Source organism: Fictibacillus sp. 23RED33 (genome assembly GCF_015903925.1).
Lineage (GTDB): Bacteria > Bacillota > Bacilli > Bacillales > Fictibacillaceae > Fictibacillus > Fictibacillus phosphorivorans.
Window position 1 is genome coordinate 42,077 of record NZ_JACZDX010000006.1, and the last position, 17,281, is coordinate 59,357.

The 17,281-nt window shown below is 40.0% G+C and carries 20 protein-coding genes; 9 read left to right on the plus strand and 11 right to left on the minus strand.

Annotated elements, in window-relative coordinates:
• Positions 1-10: 10 nt before the first annotated feature.
• Positions 11-442, plus strand: a complete 432-nt coding sequence (locus IHV09_RS17295) for a cell wall hydrolase (protein ID WP_197133049.1) — start codon at positions 11-13, stop codon at positions 440-442.
• Positions 443-454: 12 nt separating this feature from the next.
• The gene (gene gerQ, locus IHV09_RS17300) at positions 455-934 is read left to right on the plus strand and encodes a spore coat protein GerQ (protein ID WP_231618382.1); all 480 of its coding nucleotides are present in this window, start codon (positions 455-457) and stop codon (positions 932-934) included.
• Between the two features lie 72 nt (positions 935-1,006).
• Here the strand turns inward: gerQ and IHV09_RS17305 are convergent, their stop codons facing one another.
• Positions 1,007-1,378, minus strand: coding sequence for a DUF423 domain-containing protein (locus IHV09_RS17305; protein WP_197265048.1), 372 nt, complete (start codon positions 1,376-1,378; stop codon positions 1,007-1,009).
• A gap of 115 nt (positions 1,379-1,493) precedes the next feature.
• Positions 1,494-1,721 (minus strand): YvrJ family protein, encoded by a 228-nt coding sequence (locus IHV09_RS22840; protein WP_066399153.1) that lies wholly within the window; start codon positions 1,719-1,721, stop codon positions 1,494-1,496.
• Positions 1,722-2,093: 372 nt separating this feature from the next.
• Between IHV09_RS22840 and IHV09_RS17315 the strand changes: the two genes are divergently transcribed.
• Positions 2,094-2,264 carry a hypothetical protein gene (locus IHV09_RS17315; protein WP_197133045.1) on the plus strand — a complete coding sequence of 57 codons (171 nt, stop codon included), beginning with the start codon at positions 2,094-2,096 and terminating at the stop codon, positions 2,262-2,264.
• Between the two features lie 428 nt (positions 2,265-2,692).
• Here IHV09_RS17315 and IHV09_RS17320 read toward each other — a convergent pair whose 3' ends face one another.
• Both IHV09_RS17320 and IHV09_RS17325 read right to left on the minus strand, forming a co-directional pair.
• The gene (locus tag IHV09_RS17320; RefSeq protein WP_197265049.1) at positions 2,693-3,022 is read right to left on the minus strand and encodes a YwdI family protein; all 330 of its coding nucleotides are present in this window, start codon (positions 3,020-3,022) and stop codon (positions 2,693-2,695) included.
• Positions 3,023-3,293: 271 nt separating this feature from the next.
• Complete coding sequence (locus tag IHV09_RS17325) at positions 3,294-3,524, minus strand: hypothetical protein (RefSeq protein WP_137791186.1); 231 nt, start codon at positions 3,522-3,524, stop codon at positions 3,294-3,296.
• 360 nt (positions 3,525-3,884) lie between these two features.
• On the opposite strand from IHV09_RS17325, the gene IHV09_RS17330 reads away from it, so the two are divergent.
• Positions 3,885-4,439 carry a beta-class carbonic anhydrase gene (locus tag IHV09_RS17330; RefSeq protein WP_197265050.1) on the plus strand — a complete coding sequence of 185 codons (555 nt, stop codon included), beginning with the start codon at positions 3,885-3,887 and terminating at the stop codon, positions 4,437-4,439.
• 47 nt (positions 4,440-4,486) lie between these two features.
• On the opposite strand, the gene IHV09_RS17335 is transcribed toward IHV09_RS17330, so the two are convergent.
• A complete protein-coding gene (locus tag IHV09_RS17335) occupies positions 4,487-6,076 on the minus strand; it encodes a bifunctional metallophosphatase/5'-nucleotidase (protein WP_197265051.1) in 1,590 nt (529 codons plus the stop codon).
• A 261-nt stretch (positions 6,077-6,337) separates the two neighbouring features.
• Between IHV09_RS17335 and IHV09_RS17340 the strand changes: the two genes are divergently transcribed.
• The 4 genes from IHV09_RS17340 (at position 6,338) to IHV09_RS17355 (ending at position 11,565) form a co-directional block, all read left to right on the plus strand.
• Entirely contained in the window at positions 6,338-6,688 is a 351-nt protein-coding gene (locus IHV09_RS17340) for a general stress protein (protein WP_197265052.1), read from the plus strand.
• A 216-nt stretch (positions 6,689-6,904) separates the two neighbouring features.
• Complete coding sequence (locus IHV09_RS17345) at positions 6,905-8,119, plus strand: NAD(P)/FAD-dependent oxidoreductase (protein WP_197265053.1); 1,215 nt, start codon at positions 6,905-6,907, stop codon at positions 8,117-8,119.
• A gap of 261 nt (positions 8,120-8,380) precedes the next feature.
• A complete protein-coding gene (locus IHV09_RS17350) occupies positions 8,381-9,169 on the plus strand; it encodes a helix-turn-helix domain-containing protein (RefSeq protein ID WP_197265054.1) in 789 nt (262 codons plus the stop codon).
• Positions 9,170-9,435: 266 nt separating this feature from the next.
• Positions 9,436-11,565, plus strand: a complete 2,130-nt coding sequence (locus IHV09_RS17355; protein WP_197265055.1) for an alpha-amylase family glycosyl hydrolase — start codon at positions 9,436-9,438, stop codon at positions 11,563-11,565.
• 270 nt (positions 11,566-11,835) lie between these two features.
• Here the strand turns inward: IHV09_RS17355 and IHV09_RS17360 are convergent, their stop codons facing one another.
• Positions 11,836-12,633, minus strand: coding sequence for an alpha/beta fold hydrolase (locus tag IHV09_RS17360; RefSeq protein WP_197133031.1), 798 nt, complete (start codon positions 12,631-12,633; stop codon positions 11,836-11,838).
• Between the two features lie 178 nt (positions 12,634-12,811).
• Here IHV09_RS17360 and IHV09_RS17365 point away from each other — a divergent pair, with 178 nt between their 5' ends.
• A complete protein-coding gene (locus tag IHV09_RS17365) occupies positions 12,812-13,309 on the plus strand; it encodes a YajQ family cyclic di-GMP-binding protein (protein WP_197190218.1) in 498 nt (165 codons plus the stop codon).
• Positions 13,310-13,367: 58 nt separating this feature from the next.
• On the opposite strand, the gene IHV09_RS17370 is transcribed toward IHV09_RS17365, so the two are convergent.
• The 5 genes from IHV09_RS17370 to IHV09_RS17390 form a co-directional block, all read right to left on the minus strand.
• Positions 13,368-13,592, minus strand: coding sequence for a hypothetical protein (locus tag IHV09_RS17370; RefSeq protein WP_066399175.1), 225 nt, complete (start codon positions 13,590-13,592; stop codon positions 13,368-13,370).
• 120 nt (positions 13,593-13,712) lie between these two features.
• On the minus strand, positions 13,713-14,432 hold the full coding sequence (locus IHV09_RS17375; RefSeq protein WP_370568771.1) for a lysophospholipid acyltransferase family protein: 720 nt from the start codon (positions 14,430-14,432) through the stop codon (positions 13,713-13,715).
• Between the two features lie 14 nt (positions 14,433-14,446).
• Positions 14,447-14,821 (minus strand): SLAP domain-containing protein, encoded by a 375-nt coding sequence (locus IHV09_RS17380; RefSeq protein WP_197265056.1) that lies wholly within the window; start codon positions 14,819-14,821, stop codon positions 14,447-14,449.
• A 107-nt stretch (positions 14,822-14,928) separates the two neighbouring features.
• Entirely contained in the window at positions 14,929-15,474 is a 546-nt protein-coding gene (locus tag IHV09_RS17385) for a hypothetical protein (RefSeq protein ID WP_197265057.1), read from the minus strand.
• Positions 15,475-15,479: 5 nt separating this feature from the next.
• Positions 15,480-17,072 carry a bifunctional metallophosphatase/5'-nucleotidase gene (locus tag IHV09_RS17390; protein ID WP_197265058.1) on the minus strand — a complete coding sequence of 531 codons (1,593 nt, stop codon included), beginning with the start codon at positions 17,070-17,072 and terminating at the stop codon, positions 15,480-15,482.
• Between the last annotated feature and the right edge of the window lie 209 nt (positions 17,073-17,281).

Sequence of the window (17,281 nt, forward strand, 5' to 3'; positions counted from 1 at the left end):
GGGAAGGCAATTGGCAGTCATTAAAGCTACAAATAAGGATATTGACTTGCTGGCACGTCTCATACGTGCGGAAGCTGAGGGTGAAGGTGACCAAGGGATGCTCCTTGTTGGTAATACCGGCGTCAATCGAATTCGCTCCAACTGCCTTGATTTTAAAAATATTCGTACGATGCAGCAGATGGTCTTTCAAAGACCTGGTGGATTTGAAGCCACGATCAAAGGATATTTTTATCAAGGTGCTAGAGAGAATGAAAGAAGGTTAGCGAGAAGGGTTATTAACGGGCAGCGCTTCCACCCTGCCAGAAATTCGTTATGGTTTTTCGATCCAACAGGGGCTTGTCCGAAGACTTGGTACAATCAGCCTCATTCGGGAAGCTTCAAGGCTCACTGTTTTTATCAGCCGAAACAAAGCGATTGTCCAAATGTGTTTAACACCTTTTAGGGAGGTTTGTTGATGAACAACTTTAATCCGTACGGCCAAGATTATTATCGGGCTCAGAATGGAATGGGTATGATGGGTGGCGGCATGGGAGGAATGGCAGGCATGGGGGTTCCTCAAGACATGGCACAAAGTCAGCAGGCACCAGGAATGGGCGGCGGCCCTCTGCAAGATATCGGTGCACCTGGGCAGCTTCCGCTCGAGCAGTCCTACATCGAAAATATTTTAAGGATGAACAAAGGGAAAGTCGCAACCGTTTATATGACCTTCGAAAACAATGAAAAATGGAACGCTAAGGTGTTCAAAGGAATCATTGAAGCTGCCGGCCGTGATCACATCATCCTAAGCGATCCGCAAACAGGTAAACGTTACCTGCTATTGATGGTGTATGTAAACTATGTCACGTTTGATGAAGAGATTAATTATAGCTATCCGTATGGCACACAGCAGCAACAGCAACAAGGTGGTCAGATGTCCCAATACAGCCCTCGTTGATAGATATTATTTATGTCTGGTTCAGGCAATTATAGAACAGGCGCCCTCTAATTTTAAGAGAGCGCCTTTTTATTATGCTTTTACTACAGCAACAATCAGCAGAATCCAACCAACGATAAACGCTACGCCGCCAAGCGGTGTAATAGGACCAAAGAATTTCATACCTGTCGTTGAGAGAGCATATAGACTTCCTGAGAAAAGCAATATACCGATAAAGAAAGACCAACCTGCTCCTGTTAATAGCGTTGAAGCTGGAAATTTACCAAGTAAAACACCGACAACTAACAAAGCTAGTGCATGATACATGTGATATTGAACTCCATTTTGGTACACATTTAGCATGTTCTTAGCATTTAATTTAGCTTCGAGTGCATGTGCACCGAAAGCTCCGAGCATGACTGCAAGCATTGCGTGAATCGCACCTAATATAAGAAAAAGCTTCATCCTGTTCCACTCCTGTTTTTCTTTTATCTTACCATTGAAAAATGACAATACAAAGGTTGCCACAGGATTGTAAAAATTTTGGCGGACGGGTTGTCCATGATAAAAAAAGCGAACGTTAACGTTTTTTCGGCTGACGTTCGCTGTCCAGCAATCGGACGTACTGATCGATCTTACGCTCAAGCTCTTCTTTCTCTACTAATTCAGAGTGAAGTTCTCGGATAATTCCTTCTAAGCTCTGAATGCGCCTCTCAAACTGAAAAAGCAAGTAGCCCGCAATGACGATAGGAAATCCCACATTACCGAGGAGATTGACTAAGTTTAACCATTCACTTGCTCCGACCATTTCCATTCACCCCTCATTTTTTATCGAACAGAATAGAACGTATGTTCGTAATTTTAGTATAAGGCGAACGAAGAATTTTTACCATCATTCCTTTCTCATATTTTTATTTTGATTCAAAGGACCTATTTGAAATGGGTCTTGAGAGTTTGTTAATTTCCGCTCCAGGTTGCACGCTTTCCACGGGGCGTGCGTTGAGCATCCTGCTGCTTTGCGCCTTTAGGAGTCGTCAACCTTGCGCTCCAATTTAACAGGCATATGATGTGTTAAAAACTAAAACCATAGAAAGAAAATTAGAAAGAGGTTTAAATAAATGTGGCAGTGGAATAAAAAAAGTATGACAGAAAAAAATTACATACGAGGAGGAACAATAAAATGGAACTTCTTATTACAATGATATATACAATTCTTGGTTTAGCTGCTCTAAGTCTAATCGCAACAGTGACTGCCATTTATTTTTCTAATAAAAAGATCAACGAAAGAATTGAAATTGCCAAACGTAGAGATGCACGAATGGAACACCAGAATACTTATGTTTCGATCTAACAGCGCTGATAATGGTGCTGTTTTTTTTATGGATATTTTGCGCATTCATTGTTGCCCTTGAAAGTAGTTGATTTCCGTTCCAGGTGCTCGCTTTCCGCGGGGCAGGCGGTGAGCCACATTCGTACGTTTCGTATAAGTGTCTCACCTGCCCGCCTGTCCCGCAGGAGTCTCGCACCTTCCACTACAATCAACTATCAAAGTAGAAAATTACTTAAAAACAACAACCTTTTGGAATAGAATGTTCGTTGTGAGAAGACCCTTGTGAAAATATCAAAACGGGGAAATGTGGGGAAAACTTGTGGAATTATCTCCAGAATTTCCGAAATCCCCTCTCCTTCTACCCCACCACTAGTACTCTCATCCCCATTCAAACCAACATAAAAAAGAAAAACCCACTCAGAAAGAGCAGGTTTTTCAACAATCTTGCATTAAAAATCAAAAATAGAGTCTCCGTTGCCGTCTTTTTCCTCTTGATCGTCATCCTCATAGTCCATATCAAAGTCCATCATAGACTTTTTGTGTTTTTTTGCTGGAGGAGGAGCGGTCACTAGGCTAGCTGGTTTTTGAACCGGATATGAAGGGACCCAGCCTTTTACGTCAACAGCTGAATCATCCTCATCCGCTTCTAGCATTAATTCGCACAATGTTTGAATAGCTGAGACATGTTCGCGCAGTTTTGGAGAGTTCTCATCTAATACTTTCATTTCCGCAACATGCTTTTCTATTTTTTTCGCAAACTGACTTACTGATATATTCATCGGTTTCACCACAATTGTTTTTTTCTTATTCTATCAAACCCGTTCACATAAATAAAATATATGCCAAAAAAGGCAGCTCGAACAAGCTGCCTTTTGCTCCAAATTCCGCTCAAGAATATTCATACACTAGCACACGTACGGTGATCCTGCCGCGAGCATGATAGTGAATGCGAAAAATAGCCCTATTTATTTTTTTCAGCAGACCCCCTTCTTCTCAAGTGATTAAAATCAAAAATTTCACTACACCCATTCAAACATTCATTTATGTAATCTATGACGTATCCACCCAACTGAAATTCTGATTATTGAAAGGACCAGCAATTGCAGACATAACTTCCGATGCATTCTTGTTACTCACTTCTCCATACGAAAAGAAATTAACACCAGATTCATTCGCCATAATAACTTGTCCCGTTTTCGGCATAGAAACTGACACCATGTAGTTCTTCATAACCGACCCCATTAACAGCAGAACCCAAAGTACATACGTCATAACTTCCATCTTCCCTACCCCTTTCAAATTTTCATTGATTTGTACCGATCTATTTAAACCCTACTTTACTGGCAAGTTTTTTTCTTTGTTTCACCCTCCCTTCGACTTACCAATGTATGTGGTGTTAATAGCGATTATACGTACCTTTTAATAAAATGTTTGTCACAATGTGCTTTTGTTTTAAAGTTTCTATCAACAAAAGATTCGCTTCAAATACAAAAAAGAGCAGATTCGGCCCACATTTTTGTATAATAGTGAATATAGAAGTGAATATGTTAGCGAGTTTAAGCTGAATATGATAGAAAAAGACGTATACTTCTAAATCTTTTTATACTTTAATTATTTTCTGTAGAAACAAGGAGGAGAATCATGTCCGTACTTAACGAAATCTTAGCGTTCAATCACCAATTTGTTGAAAACAAAGAATATGAACCTTTCCAAACTACTAAATTTCCTGATAAAGGACTTGTTATTGTGTCTTGTATGGACACGCGCCTGACTGAATTATTGCCTAGTGCAATGAATATCAAGAATGGTGATGTAAAAGTTATTAAATCGGCTGGAGCGGTAATCTCGCATCCATTCGGTTCTATTATGAGAAGTATCCTTGTGGCCATCTATGAATTAAAAGCTGAAGAAGTTATGGTCATCGGTCACTATGATTGCGGAATGAGCAATGTAAACGCAGATGGACTACTTGCCAAGATGAAAGACCGCGGCATTGAAGAGTCAACGTTTGATACATTAAAATATTCTGGACTCGATTTAAAGAAATGGGTTCAAGGATTTGAAAGTGTTGAGGATTCTGTGAGAAACAGTGTAAAGCTTGTAAAAAATCACCCGCTGCTTCCTGAAGATATTAAAGTACACGGTCTCGTTATCGACCCTGCTACAGGAAGACTTGATCTTGTGGAACGCGGATAATAAATAGAAAAAGGCAAAGCGCATCTTAAACGCTTTGCCTTTTTTAATTATGGGTTGATCTTCGTTATTCTTCCTTCAATCTGCGCAGATACGGTATCGCGATTCTTAAAATAGTTCACTAGCGCATCTAGATCCGTAACGCTTACCGTCGGATTCTTCCCTTCTAGTAAAACGGTATAACCATCACCGCCACCGGCCATAAAATTATTTACGGTAACTGTATATTCTTGTTCTGCTGCAATCGGTGTTCCATCACTCTTAACCATAGAAACAGTTCGGTCACCCACAGGTTTGGAAAGGTCAAACGTAGCTTTCAGACCAGAAATCTGAAGCATTTTCTCTTTGTCCGTTGCCCATTGAGATTCAAAAAGTTCTTTGATCTGCGCTCCTGTAAGTGTCATCGTAACAAGGTCGTTTCCAAACGGCTGAACGTTAAAAAGTTCTCCCCATGTCACTTCACCCGGATTGATCACATCACGAATACCACCTGGGTTCATAAACGCAAAATCAGTGCCCGTCTGTTCTGTCATGGAATCTGCGATCACATTTCCTAATTCAGACTCACTATTATAGGCTTCTGTCCCTGATAGCAGTTGATTCGTGTTCCCTACTACTTCATTGATGATCGGTGCTACTTGGTCTTCGGCTTGCTTAATAATTTTTGTAACTCTCGAATCAGGTTTTACACCTTTTTGCAAAACCGAAACTACTTCTGCTTTACTTTTTACGATATCCTTTGTACGGCGATCAATTTTAAGATCCACATCAGCAAAAGCTGTTCCGTATGAGAATGCTTGTACAAGCAGCTTGTTATCTACTACAGCGTTCACGTTTCTATGATTGTGTGCGCCAAACATTACGTCAACTTCATCATCCACTCTGTTTGCCATATCCACGAGTTCACCAGATACTTCTCCGGTCGCCGATTGCTCAACAGGGTTATGTGCTAAAACAACGATAGACTTTACGCCTTTTTTCTTAAGAGATTTCGTTGCCTTATTGATCGCTTCTGCTTCATCTATAAATTCAACGCCAGCTGTTCCACTCGGAATGACGATATCCGGCGTGTCTGAGAAAACTACTCCGATGAATCCGATGTTTACACCTTTGACCTTTTTAATTACATAAGGTGGAAGAATATTTTTCTTCGTCTTCTTATCTATGACATTAGCAACCACATATGGAAAGTCTGCACCTCTAAAATAGCCTGTTTTTTCATGAGTTCCACCTTTTATCAAACGCATCATCTCATCTACGCCTTCATCAAACTCATGGTTTCCTAATGTTCCTACATCAAAGCCCATCTTATTCATGATTTCTACTGTTGGCTCGTCTTGCAGCAATGCAGATGTCGGAGAGCTTGCTCCTACCATATCGCCTGCATGCACCAAAAGAGTGTTAGGGTTCTCTCGTTCTCTCATCTTTAAATAGCTTGCTAGATAGTCTGCACGTCCAACAGGTTCCCCTGCCACATTACGTGTAATATCGATCTGTCCGTGAAAATCATTTACTCCGAGCAGTTGAACATTTAAGTAACGGCCCTTGTGTTTTTGGGTGGCGTGATCCTCTGCATGCACGCCTGCGCCGATTGGTGTTAATCCTAAAGCAAGTGCTAAAGCTGATAATGTCTTTTTCATTAAACAAACTCCCCTATCACTCATTTTGTAAAAAACTCAACAATTAAAAGTATATATTTTGAAATGTAAAATGATAGAGGATTTTCGTAAAAATGATGTAAAAACGTTATATTCCAATAAAAAAGGAGTTTATGCCTACACACCTGAGTTCAAGCGGCTCTTTTAGTACTTTTATCCCGGTACGCATTCAAAAAAGTATGTTTAGTCCTTTAAAAATTCGTGAATACACACTATAACTTCGTTTAAAGGAGAGGATTGTAAATGGTAAAACCTATCGTACATGAATTTAACTCTCAACAAGAATTGATTGCAGCTGCAAGTGATTTGAAAGCTCGAGGTATTCACGAAGACAACTTATATGTATTATCCCACGAAAAGGATGACACGAAAGATCTCGCACATAACGCAGATGTAAATACAATCGGTTTAAAAGAAGAAGGACTCGGCACGGCGATTAGCAATGTATTTGAGTCCAGAGGCGATGAGCTTCGCAACAAGATGACAGAACTAGGCTTATCTGATGTAGAAGCAGATCAGTATGAGAAGAAGCTCGATATGGGCAAAATTTTATTGTTTGTAAAAGAAGAAGATAAAGTTAATACATTGCCATAAGTTGAAGAAGAGAGGTGCTTGTCCAATCGGGCATGCAGCTCTTTTTTTTGTGTAATTTTAATTCTTCCTCACTCATCATAATTTAAAGTTTCTCCTTAAAAATTGAACCTTGTAGCAGGAGCATTCACACAAAATCCATATTCTTGAAAAAGTTTCTTCTCATGCGTTTCTTTACACAAGATAGGGGGAATGAAGAGAAGACGAGGAGGAGTCACTATGAATTTACACAATGGTCAGCTCTATTGGCCTGAAACCTATACAAACACGGGTCAGTACCCGGTTCTTGAAGAAGATATATCGTGTGATGTACTAATTGTTGGTGGAGGCATGGCAGGCGCCCTATGTGCCAATGTGCTCGGTCAAGAAAAAGAATTAGATGTAGTATTGATCGATAGAAGACACCCCGGTGCAGGAAGCTCCTCAGCAAACACAGGACTTCTGCAATTCTCAAGCGATAAGATGCTGCACGAACTCATTGAACAGCAAGGTGAACAGGATGCTGTTTATTTCTATCAGCTTTGTTTACAGGCGTTAGAAGATTTGAAGAAGATGACGTCTGGATTATCCGAAGACCCTGAATTCCGTGAACAAAAAAGCTTGTACTATGCCAGCACTCCAGAAGACACGTTAAAACTCGAACGTGAATATGAGGCATTAAAGAAGTACGATTTTCCAGTAGAATATTTAGAACCACAAGAGATTTCTTCACGTTTTCCTTTTTCCAAACCAGCTGCTCTCGTTACGAGTGGTGATGCAGATGTGAACCCATATAAGTGTGTACAAATCTTGTTAAAGGATGCAGCCGCTTCCGGAGTTAGGATCTTTGAACAAACACCTCTTATTCGTAAAACCAAAACGGTTCACGGCTTTACCTGTGAATCTGAAAAAGGAACCATTTCAGCGAGATATGTTATCTTTGCGACTGGTTATGAAAACGACTTTTTAGCTCAGCAATTAGGAGCTGACCTGAATCGTTCATATGCGATCGTAACAGAACCTCTACCATCCCTGAAAACATGGTACGACGAATGGATGATCTGGGAAACGAAGCGTCCATACCTTTATATGAGGACGACTAAAGATGGAAGAATCGTTGCAGGTGGTCTAGATGAAGACAAAGCAGAAGCGCCTTTAAATGAAGGGCTTATCGAAGAACGTGGTGAGCGAATTCTTCAAAAGATCAAAGAACATTTTCCAGATCTATCCCCAAAAATCTCTCATTCTTGGTGTGCGACGTTTGGAGAATCGCATGACGGACTTCCATATATCGGTGAACACCCTAACCGTCTTGGTGAGTACTATTGTTTAGGGTTTGGCGGTAATGGTACAGTCTACAGCATGTTAGGTGCAACCATCATCAAAGACTTGATCACAAAAGGTTTCCACCCCGCTTCACGTTTGTTCACGATCGCACGCGCTGTAAGTTTATAAAAACACTATTTTTATAAGCTTCGTTGTTCTTGAAAATGTTTGATTTCCATTTAAGGATGCTTGTTTTAACCAACCTGAATAAGAAGCAACCAACACCCTTTATACGACCAATTTTCTTGGTCGTTTTTCTTATGACTTCAAACCTATTTCAGTGAATATTACATAGGTGCAACCTCAAGTTGACATAGTGCATCTGCTAAAATATAGAAAACCATACATTGTTTAACTACAATTGAAGGAGTAAATGAAAGGAGCTCACCTATGACATTCAATGAAAAACTTTTTAAGCTTAGAAAACAAAAAGGCCTCTCACAAGAAGCACTCGCCGAACAACTAAACACAACCAGACAAGCGATCAGCAAATGGGAAAATGGTCAGGGCTTTCCTGAAACGGAAAAACTATTGATGCTCGGTAACATTTTCGAAGTATCTATTGATTACTTACTGAAAGATACCGTTGAAGAGAGTCGTGAGAATGAAAATGGTTATTATGTTAGCAAAGAGATGGCGGAAGGATACCTCTTATCTCAAAATAAAGTCTCGAAATACCTTGCCCTTGGATTTAGTCTGTTAATCTTTTCAACGATTCCTTACTTCTTATTTAAGGAAGATCCAATCACCTTTACTCTACTAACGATTTTAATAGCCGTTCTTGGAATTGGAACGATTACAGCAGGACTCATAAAAGAGGATCGATACAGCCTACTTAAGAAAGAGATGCTGATTTTTGACCAAAACACTTTAAAAGATTTAAAAATTAGATACGAAGAGATAAAAAGTAAATATACTGCGGTAATGATGATTGGAATCTGCTCTATTGTTGGAGGAGCTATCTTCTTTTTAATCATAAAAAAAGAATGGGTGGACGTAGACTTATTAACTCCGTACAACCCGATTTTTATTGCATTGATAGGCATCGGGGTCTACATTTTGGTTCGTACTCTATCCATCATTGATGCTTATCGAATTTTGATCAAAAATGAGGAGCATGTGAACACTCTAAATAATAGTTTGATGAAAAAAGTGAAGAAGAAAATCAATGATCTCTAAAGAAAACCTAAGACTAAATACCTTCTTCTCACAAACAAAAATTACTTTTGAATCATTTTCATTCTGTCTTTCCTTTAAGTATCAATGTTTGTCCTTCAGGCCATGAATAACTTAATTGACAGCGTTTACATTAATTTGAATAATGATAGTAATAGAGCGCGCTATTACATGTAAAAACTTGAGGGCAATGTTTATTTCAAGACAACCCCGTTATTCCTTGCGAATAACGGGGTTTTTTATTTTCTAAAAAAGGAGTGAATAACCGCATGAAAAAAAGCTTATTCGTTTCAGCTGCACTTAGTTTGTCTTTAACGTTCTCAAACCTTCCCTTTCAAGACAGCCAACCAACCGTAGAAGCTGCTAGTTTCAACAAGGTTAACTATGGTCAAGATGTAATCTATCAGATTATGACCGATCGTTTCTCAGACGGAAACGCATCAAATAATCCTACAGGAAGCCTGTTCAGCAGTGACTGTTCCAATCTTCGAAAATATTGCGGCGGCGACTGGCAAGGAATCATCAACAAGATCAATGATGGATATTTAACGAATATGGGTGTTACAGCACTTTGGATCTCACAGCCAGTTGAGAATGTGTACAGCGTATTGAATGATGCGGCTGGCACCACGGCTTATCATGGCTATTGGGGCAGGGATTTTAAGAAAGCCAATCCTTATTTCGGAAGCATGACTGACTTTCAAAACTTAATCAATACCGCTCACGCCAAAGGAATCAAAGTCATAATTGATTTTGCACCGAACCACACATCTCCAGCATCTGAGGACACGCCAAGCTATATGGAGAACGGTAAACTTTATGACAACGGAACACTTGTCGGTGGGTATACAAACGATACGAAAGGTCTGTTTCATCACAACAAAGGAACGAATTTCTCCTCGATAGAAGATGGAATCTATCGTAATCTATATGACCTCGCTGATTTTAACCACCAAAATCCAACCGTAGATACGTACTTCAAGAATGCGATCAAACAATGGCTAAACATGGGAATCGATGGTATTCGTGTAGATGCAGTCAAACATATGCCGTTCGGCTGGCAAAAAACATTCATGGAAACGATAAATTCTCATCAGCCTGTGTTTACATTTGGAGAATGGTTCTTAGGAGAAAATGAAGTCGACCAAAACTATTATGATTTTGCGAACAAATACGGAATGTCACTGCTGGATTTCCGTTATGGTCAAGAACTGCGCCAAGTGCTTCGCAACAATTCGGATAGCTGGTATGGTTTTGACAGTATGATCACAGAAACCCAAACCAAATATGAACAGCCGATCGATCAAGTAACATTCCTTGATAATCATGATATGGATCGTTTTCATACGAACGGAGCGGATACGAAAAAGACAGATCTAGCCCTTGCCGTTATGCTCACATCACGCGGTGTTCCTAACATCTATTATGGAACAGAACAATATATGACTGGTAACGGAGACCCAAACAACCGAGGAAAGATGACTTCTTTTAGTCAGACAACCAAGGCATATCAGATCATTAAAAAGCTCTCTACCCTTCGAAAAACGAATCAAGCCCTTGGCTTCGGAAAAACAAAACAGCGCTGGATCAACAATGATGTTTACGTATACGAAAGACAGTTTGGAAACGATGTTGTCTTAGTCGCAGTAAACAAAAGTACTTCAACGAGTTATAACGTGAGTGGAGCTGCTACAGCGTTACCGGCTGGAACTTATACTGATCAATTAACGGGTCTCTTAACAGGGAGTAATATTACAGTATCAGGTGGAACAATTTCTGCGTTTGATCTATCGCCAGGCGAAACAGCCGTATATGCACATAATAGCAGCAGTTCTACTCCGGTTATCGGTGGAGTTGGTCCAGCTATGGCGAAACCAAGCAATTCACTCACGATCAGTGGTGATGCTTTCGGAACCTCGACGGGTACCGTAAAGATAGGCACCGTGAATGCAAACGTTCAATCATGGAGCAACGACGAGATCAAAGTTACGGTTCCTGCAGTATCAGCGGGAAGCTACCAAGTAACCGTAACAAATTCTTCTGGAACGGTAAGTACTGGCTACGGACCGATTGATATATTATCTGGATCCCAAAGCTCCGTGCGATTCTTGATCAACAATGCCTACACAAGCACCGGACAGAACGTTTATGTTGTAGGAAACACCGAAGAACTAGGAAATTGGAATGCCGCAAAAGCTGTAGGACCATTTTACAATCAAATCATCGCAGCGTATCCAACATGGTACTACGACATCAGTGTACCTTCTGGAAAAGCCCTAGAATTTAAGTTCATCAAAAAAGATTCCGCAGGAAATGTAGTCTGGGAAAGTGGAACAAATCATACGTTCACTACACCGTCTTCCGGACCCGGGACTACGATTAACAACTGGCAAAACTAAAATAACACAAGAAACGACCTTGCTTAAAGGGTCATTTCTTGTGTTTTAACTTATTTTTTCTTGATTATTGCTGTAAATGCCCTCTAAAAGGCATCATTGAATAATTGATTGAAGTGTAAGGTGCGAGACTCCTGCGGGACAGGTGGGCAGGTGAGACCCTTAATGGCACGAAGTGGCAAGGGGCTCACCGTCTGCCCCGCGGAAAGCGAAGCACCTGAAACGGAAATCAACCACTTTCAAGAACAACAAAGTTTACGCAAACACCTGTTTTTAAGAAGCATTCGGTGCAGCAGCAATCTGCTTGCGAATAAACTCAATCGAACTCTTGTTAAAAAGCTCTGGCTGGTCTACATTACATACATGTCCGCAATCTTTAATAGTTAAAAGCTTCGAATGCTTCTTCTTATCGATGAACGCCTGAATCGGCGGTAAGAACATATAATCTTCCTCGCCCATGATGTAAAGCGTAGGGATCGGAATCTCTTTTTTACGCAAACTTTGTAGAAATGGATTAATCTTCAGGGTGAGCTTAAACCATCTCTTGAACTCTTTTTGACAAAGCTTCTTCGCTTCTCCAATAAACAAAGAACGCGAAGCTTCATGTCTCTTTTTCGGCATGATTACCCAAGCAAACAAGCTGTAAAGCCACATGTACGGGATGAACGATTTACATAGGTTCCCCATCGCAATCAAGAACCGCGAGCGGAAATTCATTTTTGTAACCGCGCCGCCAAGCGTCATAGAAGCCACCCGGTCAGGATAGAGCTCTGCGATTGTTTGAATAAGAATCGTGCCTAAAGAGATGCCTACAAAGTGTGCTTTTTGGATCTTTAGATGATCCATTACCTCAAGCACATCGAGGCTGACCTCTTTGAACGAATATTTTTTTAATAAAAATGTATCGGATTGTGATTTGCCGTGACCTCTTAGATCGACAAGCAAAATATTAAAATGTTGTTTGAATTCTCTTAGCTGTTTATACCATATGGATGAACTGCCCCCAGCTCCATGGACAAAAATCACCCATTGATGATTTTTTTCGTGTGTGTACGTTTTGTAATGAAGCAACAAGTACTCCTCCTAGTGGTTCAAACATTCTGTAAATTTTCCAGCCTTCATTTTAACATAAAAACTTATACTTTGTACCCGTTTCCACGGAAAAGAATGTGTACAAACTGGAAACATAACCACAATGTATTTATACTGTAACTATATAAACGAAGTAATCGTCAGGAGGTTTCACAAAATGGCTAAAGAAAGTTCATTTGATATCGTTTCACAGGTAGATCTATCAGAAGTAGACAATGCGATCAATATCGCGACAAAAGAAATCACAACTCGTTATGATTTTAAGGGTAGTAAAAGTGAGATCACACTCGACAAATCCAGTGAAGAGCTCGTTTTAGTTTCTGACGACGAGTACAAGCTAGAGCAGCTAAAAGATGTTTTAATCACAAAGCTGATCAAACGCGGCGTGCCAACAAAAAACTTAGATTACAGCAAGGTTGAGCAAGCTTCAGGCGGAACTGTTCGCCAACGTGCAAAGCTTGTAACTGGAATCGATAAAGACAACGCAAAGAAAATCAATATGCTGATTAAGAATTCTGGACTTAAAGTGAAAAGCCAAGTTCAAGATGATCAAGTTCGTGTAACGGCAAAGAGCCGTGACGATCTTCAGCAGATTATTGCGCTTGTTAAAGAAGCAAACCTGCCGATCGACGTACAGTTTATCAATTACAGATAAAAAAGGTTCTAACAAAAAGGATGCCTCAAAAGCAATTAGCTTTTGAGGCATCCTCTTTTTATACCGATTTCTTCTGATCCGGCGAATCGAGCAGTTTCATCTGTTCGAGTTCAATCCTCATCTTTTGGGTTTCGATCACATAGTTGTCATGCTTTAAACGTTCCAGTTCTATCTCATCTTGTAGCATCTTATGTTTAAGTTTCGTCTGTTGTTGAAAATGACCTAGCACGATTGCAATAATGGGAATTGAGAATATCATAATGACTGTAATTGTCCCTGTCATGGTATTCCTCCTAGAAATTATTACCTTCTATCCCAATAATAACAAATATCTATGCCGTTCGTACAGGTTATTCGTTAAGCTGTTTTCGCCAACATTCGCACTTTACTTGATACATTGCATTTAAGAGACTGCTTTTTTTACCCCGTTTTTAATAATCTCTTCTGACAATCTAGCCAATTCTTTAGCATCTTGATGTTGTTCTGGATAGATCGGCGGATGAACGGTAAGGTGAACTTCCGCTGGCTTGATCCAAAATCCTTGTTGTTCCATTATTTTATACGAGCCGTTGATCGTAACAGGAATGATCGGAACACCAGATTTAGTCGCTAGTTTGAAGCTTCCCGCTTTAAACTCTGACATATCGTCACCTTTACTTCTCGTTCCTTCAGGAAAAATAACAAGAGATGTTCCGTTTTTCAGCAGTTTGGCTCCCTCATTGATCGCTTGAACAGACTGTCTTACATTCTTACGATCCATGAACAAACAGTTCAACTGCTCCATCCATGTCCCGATAAAAGGCATCTTCTTTACCTCGATCTTCGAAATGAATGCTTTTGGTTTCTGGATATAGCCTAAAAGGATCGGAATATCGAAGTTACCTTGATGATTGCTCACAAAAAGCACAGCTGTATCGTTCGGGATGTTTTCCTCACCGCTTACTGTGACACGTGTCCCACTAAGCTTAACGAGCGAAGTTGACCACTCTTTTACTTTCTGATCAACCAACCGGTCCCGCTCTTCTATCTTTCCAGCTTGATAAAACTTTTTTACACGGTTTAATGAGGGGATCAACTTTAATAAAATTCCCCAAAAATAAATAAACCAAATAATCGTTCTCACACGTTTCCCTCGCTTTACATGATGATTAATTTTCCATACTCTCGAGATGGATTTCTTCCTAGTGCTGCTTCTGGAAAAATAAACGTCCATGGCATACTTGTTTCAGGTGGAACTTCCAACGTATAACGGGAATCCATTTCACCAATCGTATGCTCCTCTTCTTCATACAGCACTTTTTTCCCAATTAAAGAGAGTGGCCCTGTCGAATAATTATTTACAAGCACAGTCACTAAAAATTCTTTTTTATGGTTATAAGCTGTTTTCAAAATCACAGCCTGCTGTCTCACATGTTCTTTTGGATGCAATTCAGAAAAGACTCGTTCTATCTCTTCTCTGTCTTGGCGGGCTATAGTCTTGTCCCATGCAGATTCAAACTCCAATTTTTGCAAGAATATCCCCTCCTTTGAACCATATTATCATATTTTACTGTAAACTACTGAATTTCAAACAATAAGCCGCAAGAGAACAATCCCCCACGGCCATAAATTTTATAAAATTATTCAAAAACAGAACTTGCCGCTTCAATCAGCTTCTTTTTCTCCGTTTTTCTGTCTGTATCTTCCTTTATTAAGTACTCCATTTTATAAAATAAACCATCCTTTTTCCAAGCAAGGATAGGAAGATCATTACTTCCTGAAAAATAAGCATCCGTGCCATTACTAAGCTCAACTTCGTCTTTCGTTTCTAATTTCTCGGTTTTCGGGAGAAAGTTAGATACTCGATAAGCTAAATAAACATTCTGCCCTTGTTGTTCCGGATAAAAAACGGAGTCTACCAAAATATTTCGTTTTTCACCCCAATCGGAAATCTGATAAGTTGAAAGAGCGACTTTAAACGGCAATTGATTAGGCAGCTCCAGTGAGAACGGAACCGCTTTTAGTGTTTCTTTCTTAGAAACTTGATCGTAATAGCGTGGATAAGCACCTTTTGGATGATCTTGCAGTGTTAAGTTTTTATCGTTTAACGTCCTTTTTTCCTCACTCGAACATCCTGCAAGCAAAACTACTATGACTACAAATATAAACCAACCCCACTTTTTCACCCGCTTCACCTGCTTCTCTTATTTTTTAAGGAAGATGAAACCATTACACGCCAGTTGTGATCACATGTCGCTTGTATCGTACCTCTATTCAAGATATAGTTTGCCATTAGTTCAGACATATCGATCGGAATATCCTTCACAACACGCTTCCCCTTCAGCATGGGATAATCACCGCCTCCACCTGCACGATAATTGTTCATAACTACTTCGTATAAGGAGTTGCTATCAATTGGTTTTCCCTTATGCATTAAGTTTACAATTCGGTGTCCGAGCGGCTTTGACAGGTCAATCGTGTAATCAATACCTTCCCACATGTCGTAGTTATAATGCTGAGGCTTTGGAATCGAAAACGCTGGGTTGACTATCGGATTACCCTCTTCATTCATAAAAAAATAAGAAGCTGACCGTTCTAATGCATCCTTCATATCTCGCCCTGTAAGCTCAATGACTTTTAACGTGTTTGGGTACACATAGTTTGAAACGATATCGCGCATCGTAACATGTTTCGAGAACCCTTTGGAATGGTCGTCAAAAAGAGCTGTACTCGAAATATCAACACCTGCAGCATCCATCTGAACCTTATTAATAAATTCAATAAACGGATGATCAACTAGCCTCGTTAACATAGGATCAGTAATCGTCATATCCCCGTCTACTTGTCCTAAAGGCTGATCTAGCCATTTCTGAGTTTTCATTTCGTACGGCTGAATCAGATTCAACACCTGCTGATCAGGTTCGTGGTCGTTCACAGAAAGTAGTCTCGCTCGTTTATCCTTCACTTCCCATGAATCACCTTCACCATTGACCTTAACTTCTACATACCCTAGCTCAGTTCCTTGTGTCCCCGGCTGAATGACCGTCACTCCGTTCACCTCACCTGTAAGCAAGCGATGCTGATGACCGGTTACAAGCACATCGATCCCTTCAACCTCCATACAAAGCTGATACGCTTGGTTCTCTTTCGTTAGCGATTCCGTCGGTTCCCCTGTTCTGAGATCTCTCTCAAACCCACCATGATAGGAAACAATCATGACATCCGACTTCGATCGTAGATAAGGAATCCATTTCTTTGCCGTCTCCACCGCATCTAGAAAGTCAAGACCCTTAATATGTTCTGGATTCTCCCAGTTCGGTACATATTGTGTTGTTAATCCTAAGAGTGCTACTTTTAACCCACAATCAAAAGTTTTTATTACGAAAGGTTGTCCAAATACAGGTTTCTCTGTTCCTTGGTGAACAATATTAGCCGAAAGCCAAGGGAATTTTGAGTCATCAATTGTTTTATATAGATAAGGAAGACCATAATTAAACTCATGATTTCCTATTATCGCAGCATCGTAATTCAGTTCATTTAATAGAAGAACCATCGGATTCACATCAGCTTGATCTGTTTTAGCGTGATAATAAGTAAGTGGCGTTCCCTGAATCAGGTCTCCGTTATCAATAAGAAAAGTGTTGGGGCGGTTAAACATATGTTCCTTTAATAATCCCACGGTTTTAGCCAATCCTATTTCCGCTTTTTCATTATTTCCGTACGTTAACGGGAGAACATAGCCATGAATATCACTAGTCACATAAATATGAACGTATTGTTCCACGCCTTCTCCCTACCTTCTCTAAATAGTATATAATCCAAATTATACCACCAGTTCTGTTCTACCACTTTAAAAATCCGTTGATGATATTCGACAATATTTCCGGGGGAATGATTGTTATTCTACAAAAACTTACACAGAGACAACATGGGATCAACTCATCCCACACATTCTTTTTATAAAAAATTGAAAGTATTTTACAGGGATATACG

What these genes read in the sequence shown, in the direction of transcription:
- IHV09_RS17350 (WP_197265054.1), top strand. Translation starts at nt 8,381, where the DNA reads ATGACATTCAATGAAAAACTTTTTAAGCTTAGAAAACAAAAAGGCCTC.
- IHV09_RS17370 (WP_066399175.1), bottom strand. Translation starts at nt 13,592, where the DNA reads ATGACAGGGACAATTACAGTCATTATGATATTCTCAATTCCCATTATT.
- IHV09_RS17335 (WP_197265051.1), bottom strand. Translation starts at nt 6,076, where the DNA reads ATGAAAAAGACATTATCAGCTTTAGCACTTGCTTTAGGATTAACACCA.
- IHV09_RS17325 (WP_137791186.1), bottom strand. Translation starts at nt 3,524, where the DNA reads ATGGAAGTTATGACGTATGTACTTTGGGTTCTGCTGTTAATGGGGTCG.
- IHV09_RS22840 (WP_066399153.1), bottom strand. Translation starts at nt 1,721, where the DNA reads ATGGTCGGAGCAAGTGAATGGTTAAACTTAGTCAATCTCCTCGGTAAT.
- IHV09_RS17340 (WP_197265052.1), top strand. Translation starts at nt 6,338, where the DNA reads ATGGTAAAACCTATCGTACATGAATTTAACTCTCAACAAGAATTGATT.
- gerQ (WP_231618382.1), top strand. Translation starts at nt 455, where the DNA reads ATGAACAACTTTAATCCGTACGGCCAAGATTATTATCGGGCTCAGAAT.
- IHV09_RS17345 (WP_197265053.1), top strand. Translation starts at nt 6,905, where the DNA reads ATGAATTTACACAATGGTCAGCTCTATTGGCCTGAAACCTATACAAAC.
- IHV09_RS17305 (WP_197265048.1), bottom strand. Translation starts at nt 1,378, where the DNA reads ATGAAGCTTTTTCTTATATTAGGTGCGATTCACGCAATGCTTGCAGTC.
- IHV09_RS17365 (WP_197190218.1), top strand. Translation starts at nt 12,812, where the DNA reads ATGGCTAAAGAAAGTTCATTTGATATCGTTTCACAGGTAGATCTATCA.
- IHV09_RS17320 (WP_197265049.1), bottom strand. Translation starts at nt 3,022, where the DNA reads ATGAATATATCAGTAAGTCAGTTTGCGAAAAAAATAGAAAAGCATGTT.
- IHV09_RS17355 (WP_197265055.1), top strand. Translation starts at nt 9,436, where the DNA reads ATGAAAAAAAGCTTATTCGTTTCAGCTGCACTTAGTTTGTCTTTAACG.
- IHV09_RS17330 (WP_197265050.1), top strand. Translation starts at nt 3,885, where the DNA reads ATGTCCGTACTTAACGAAATCTTAGCGTTCAATCACCAATTTGTTGAA.
- IHV09_RS17315 (WP_197133045.1), top strand. Translation starts at nt 2,094, where the DNA reads ATGGAACTTCTTATTACAATGATATATACAATTCTTGGTTTAGCTGCT.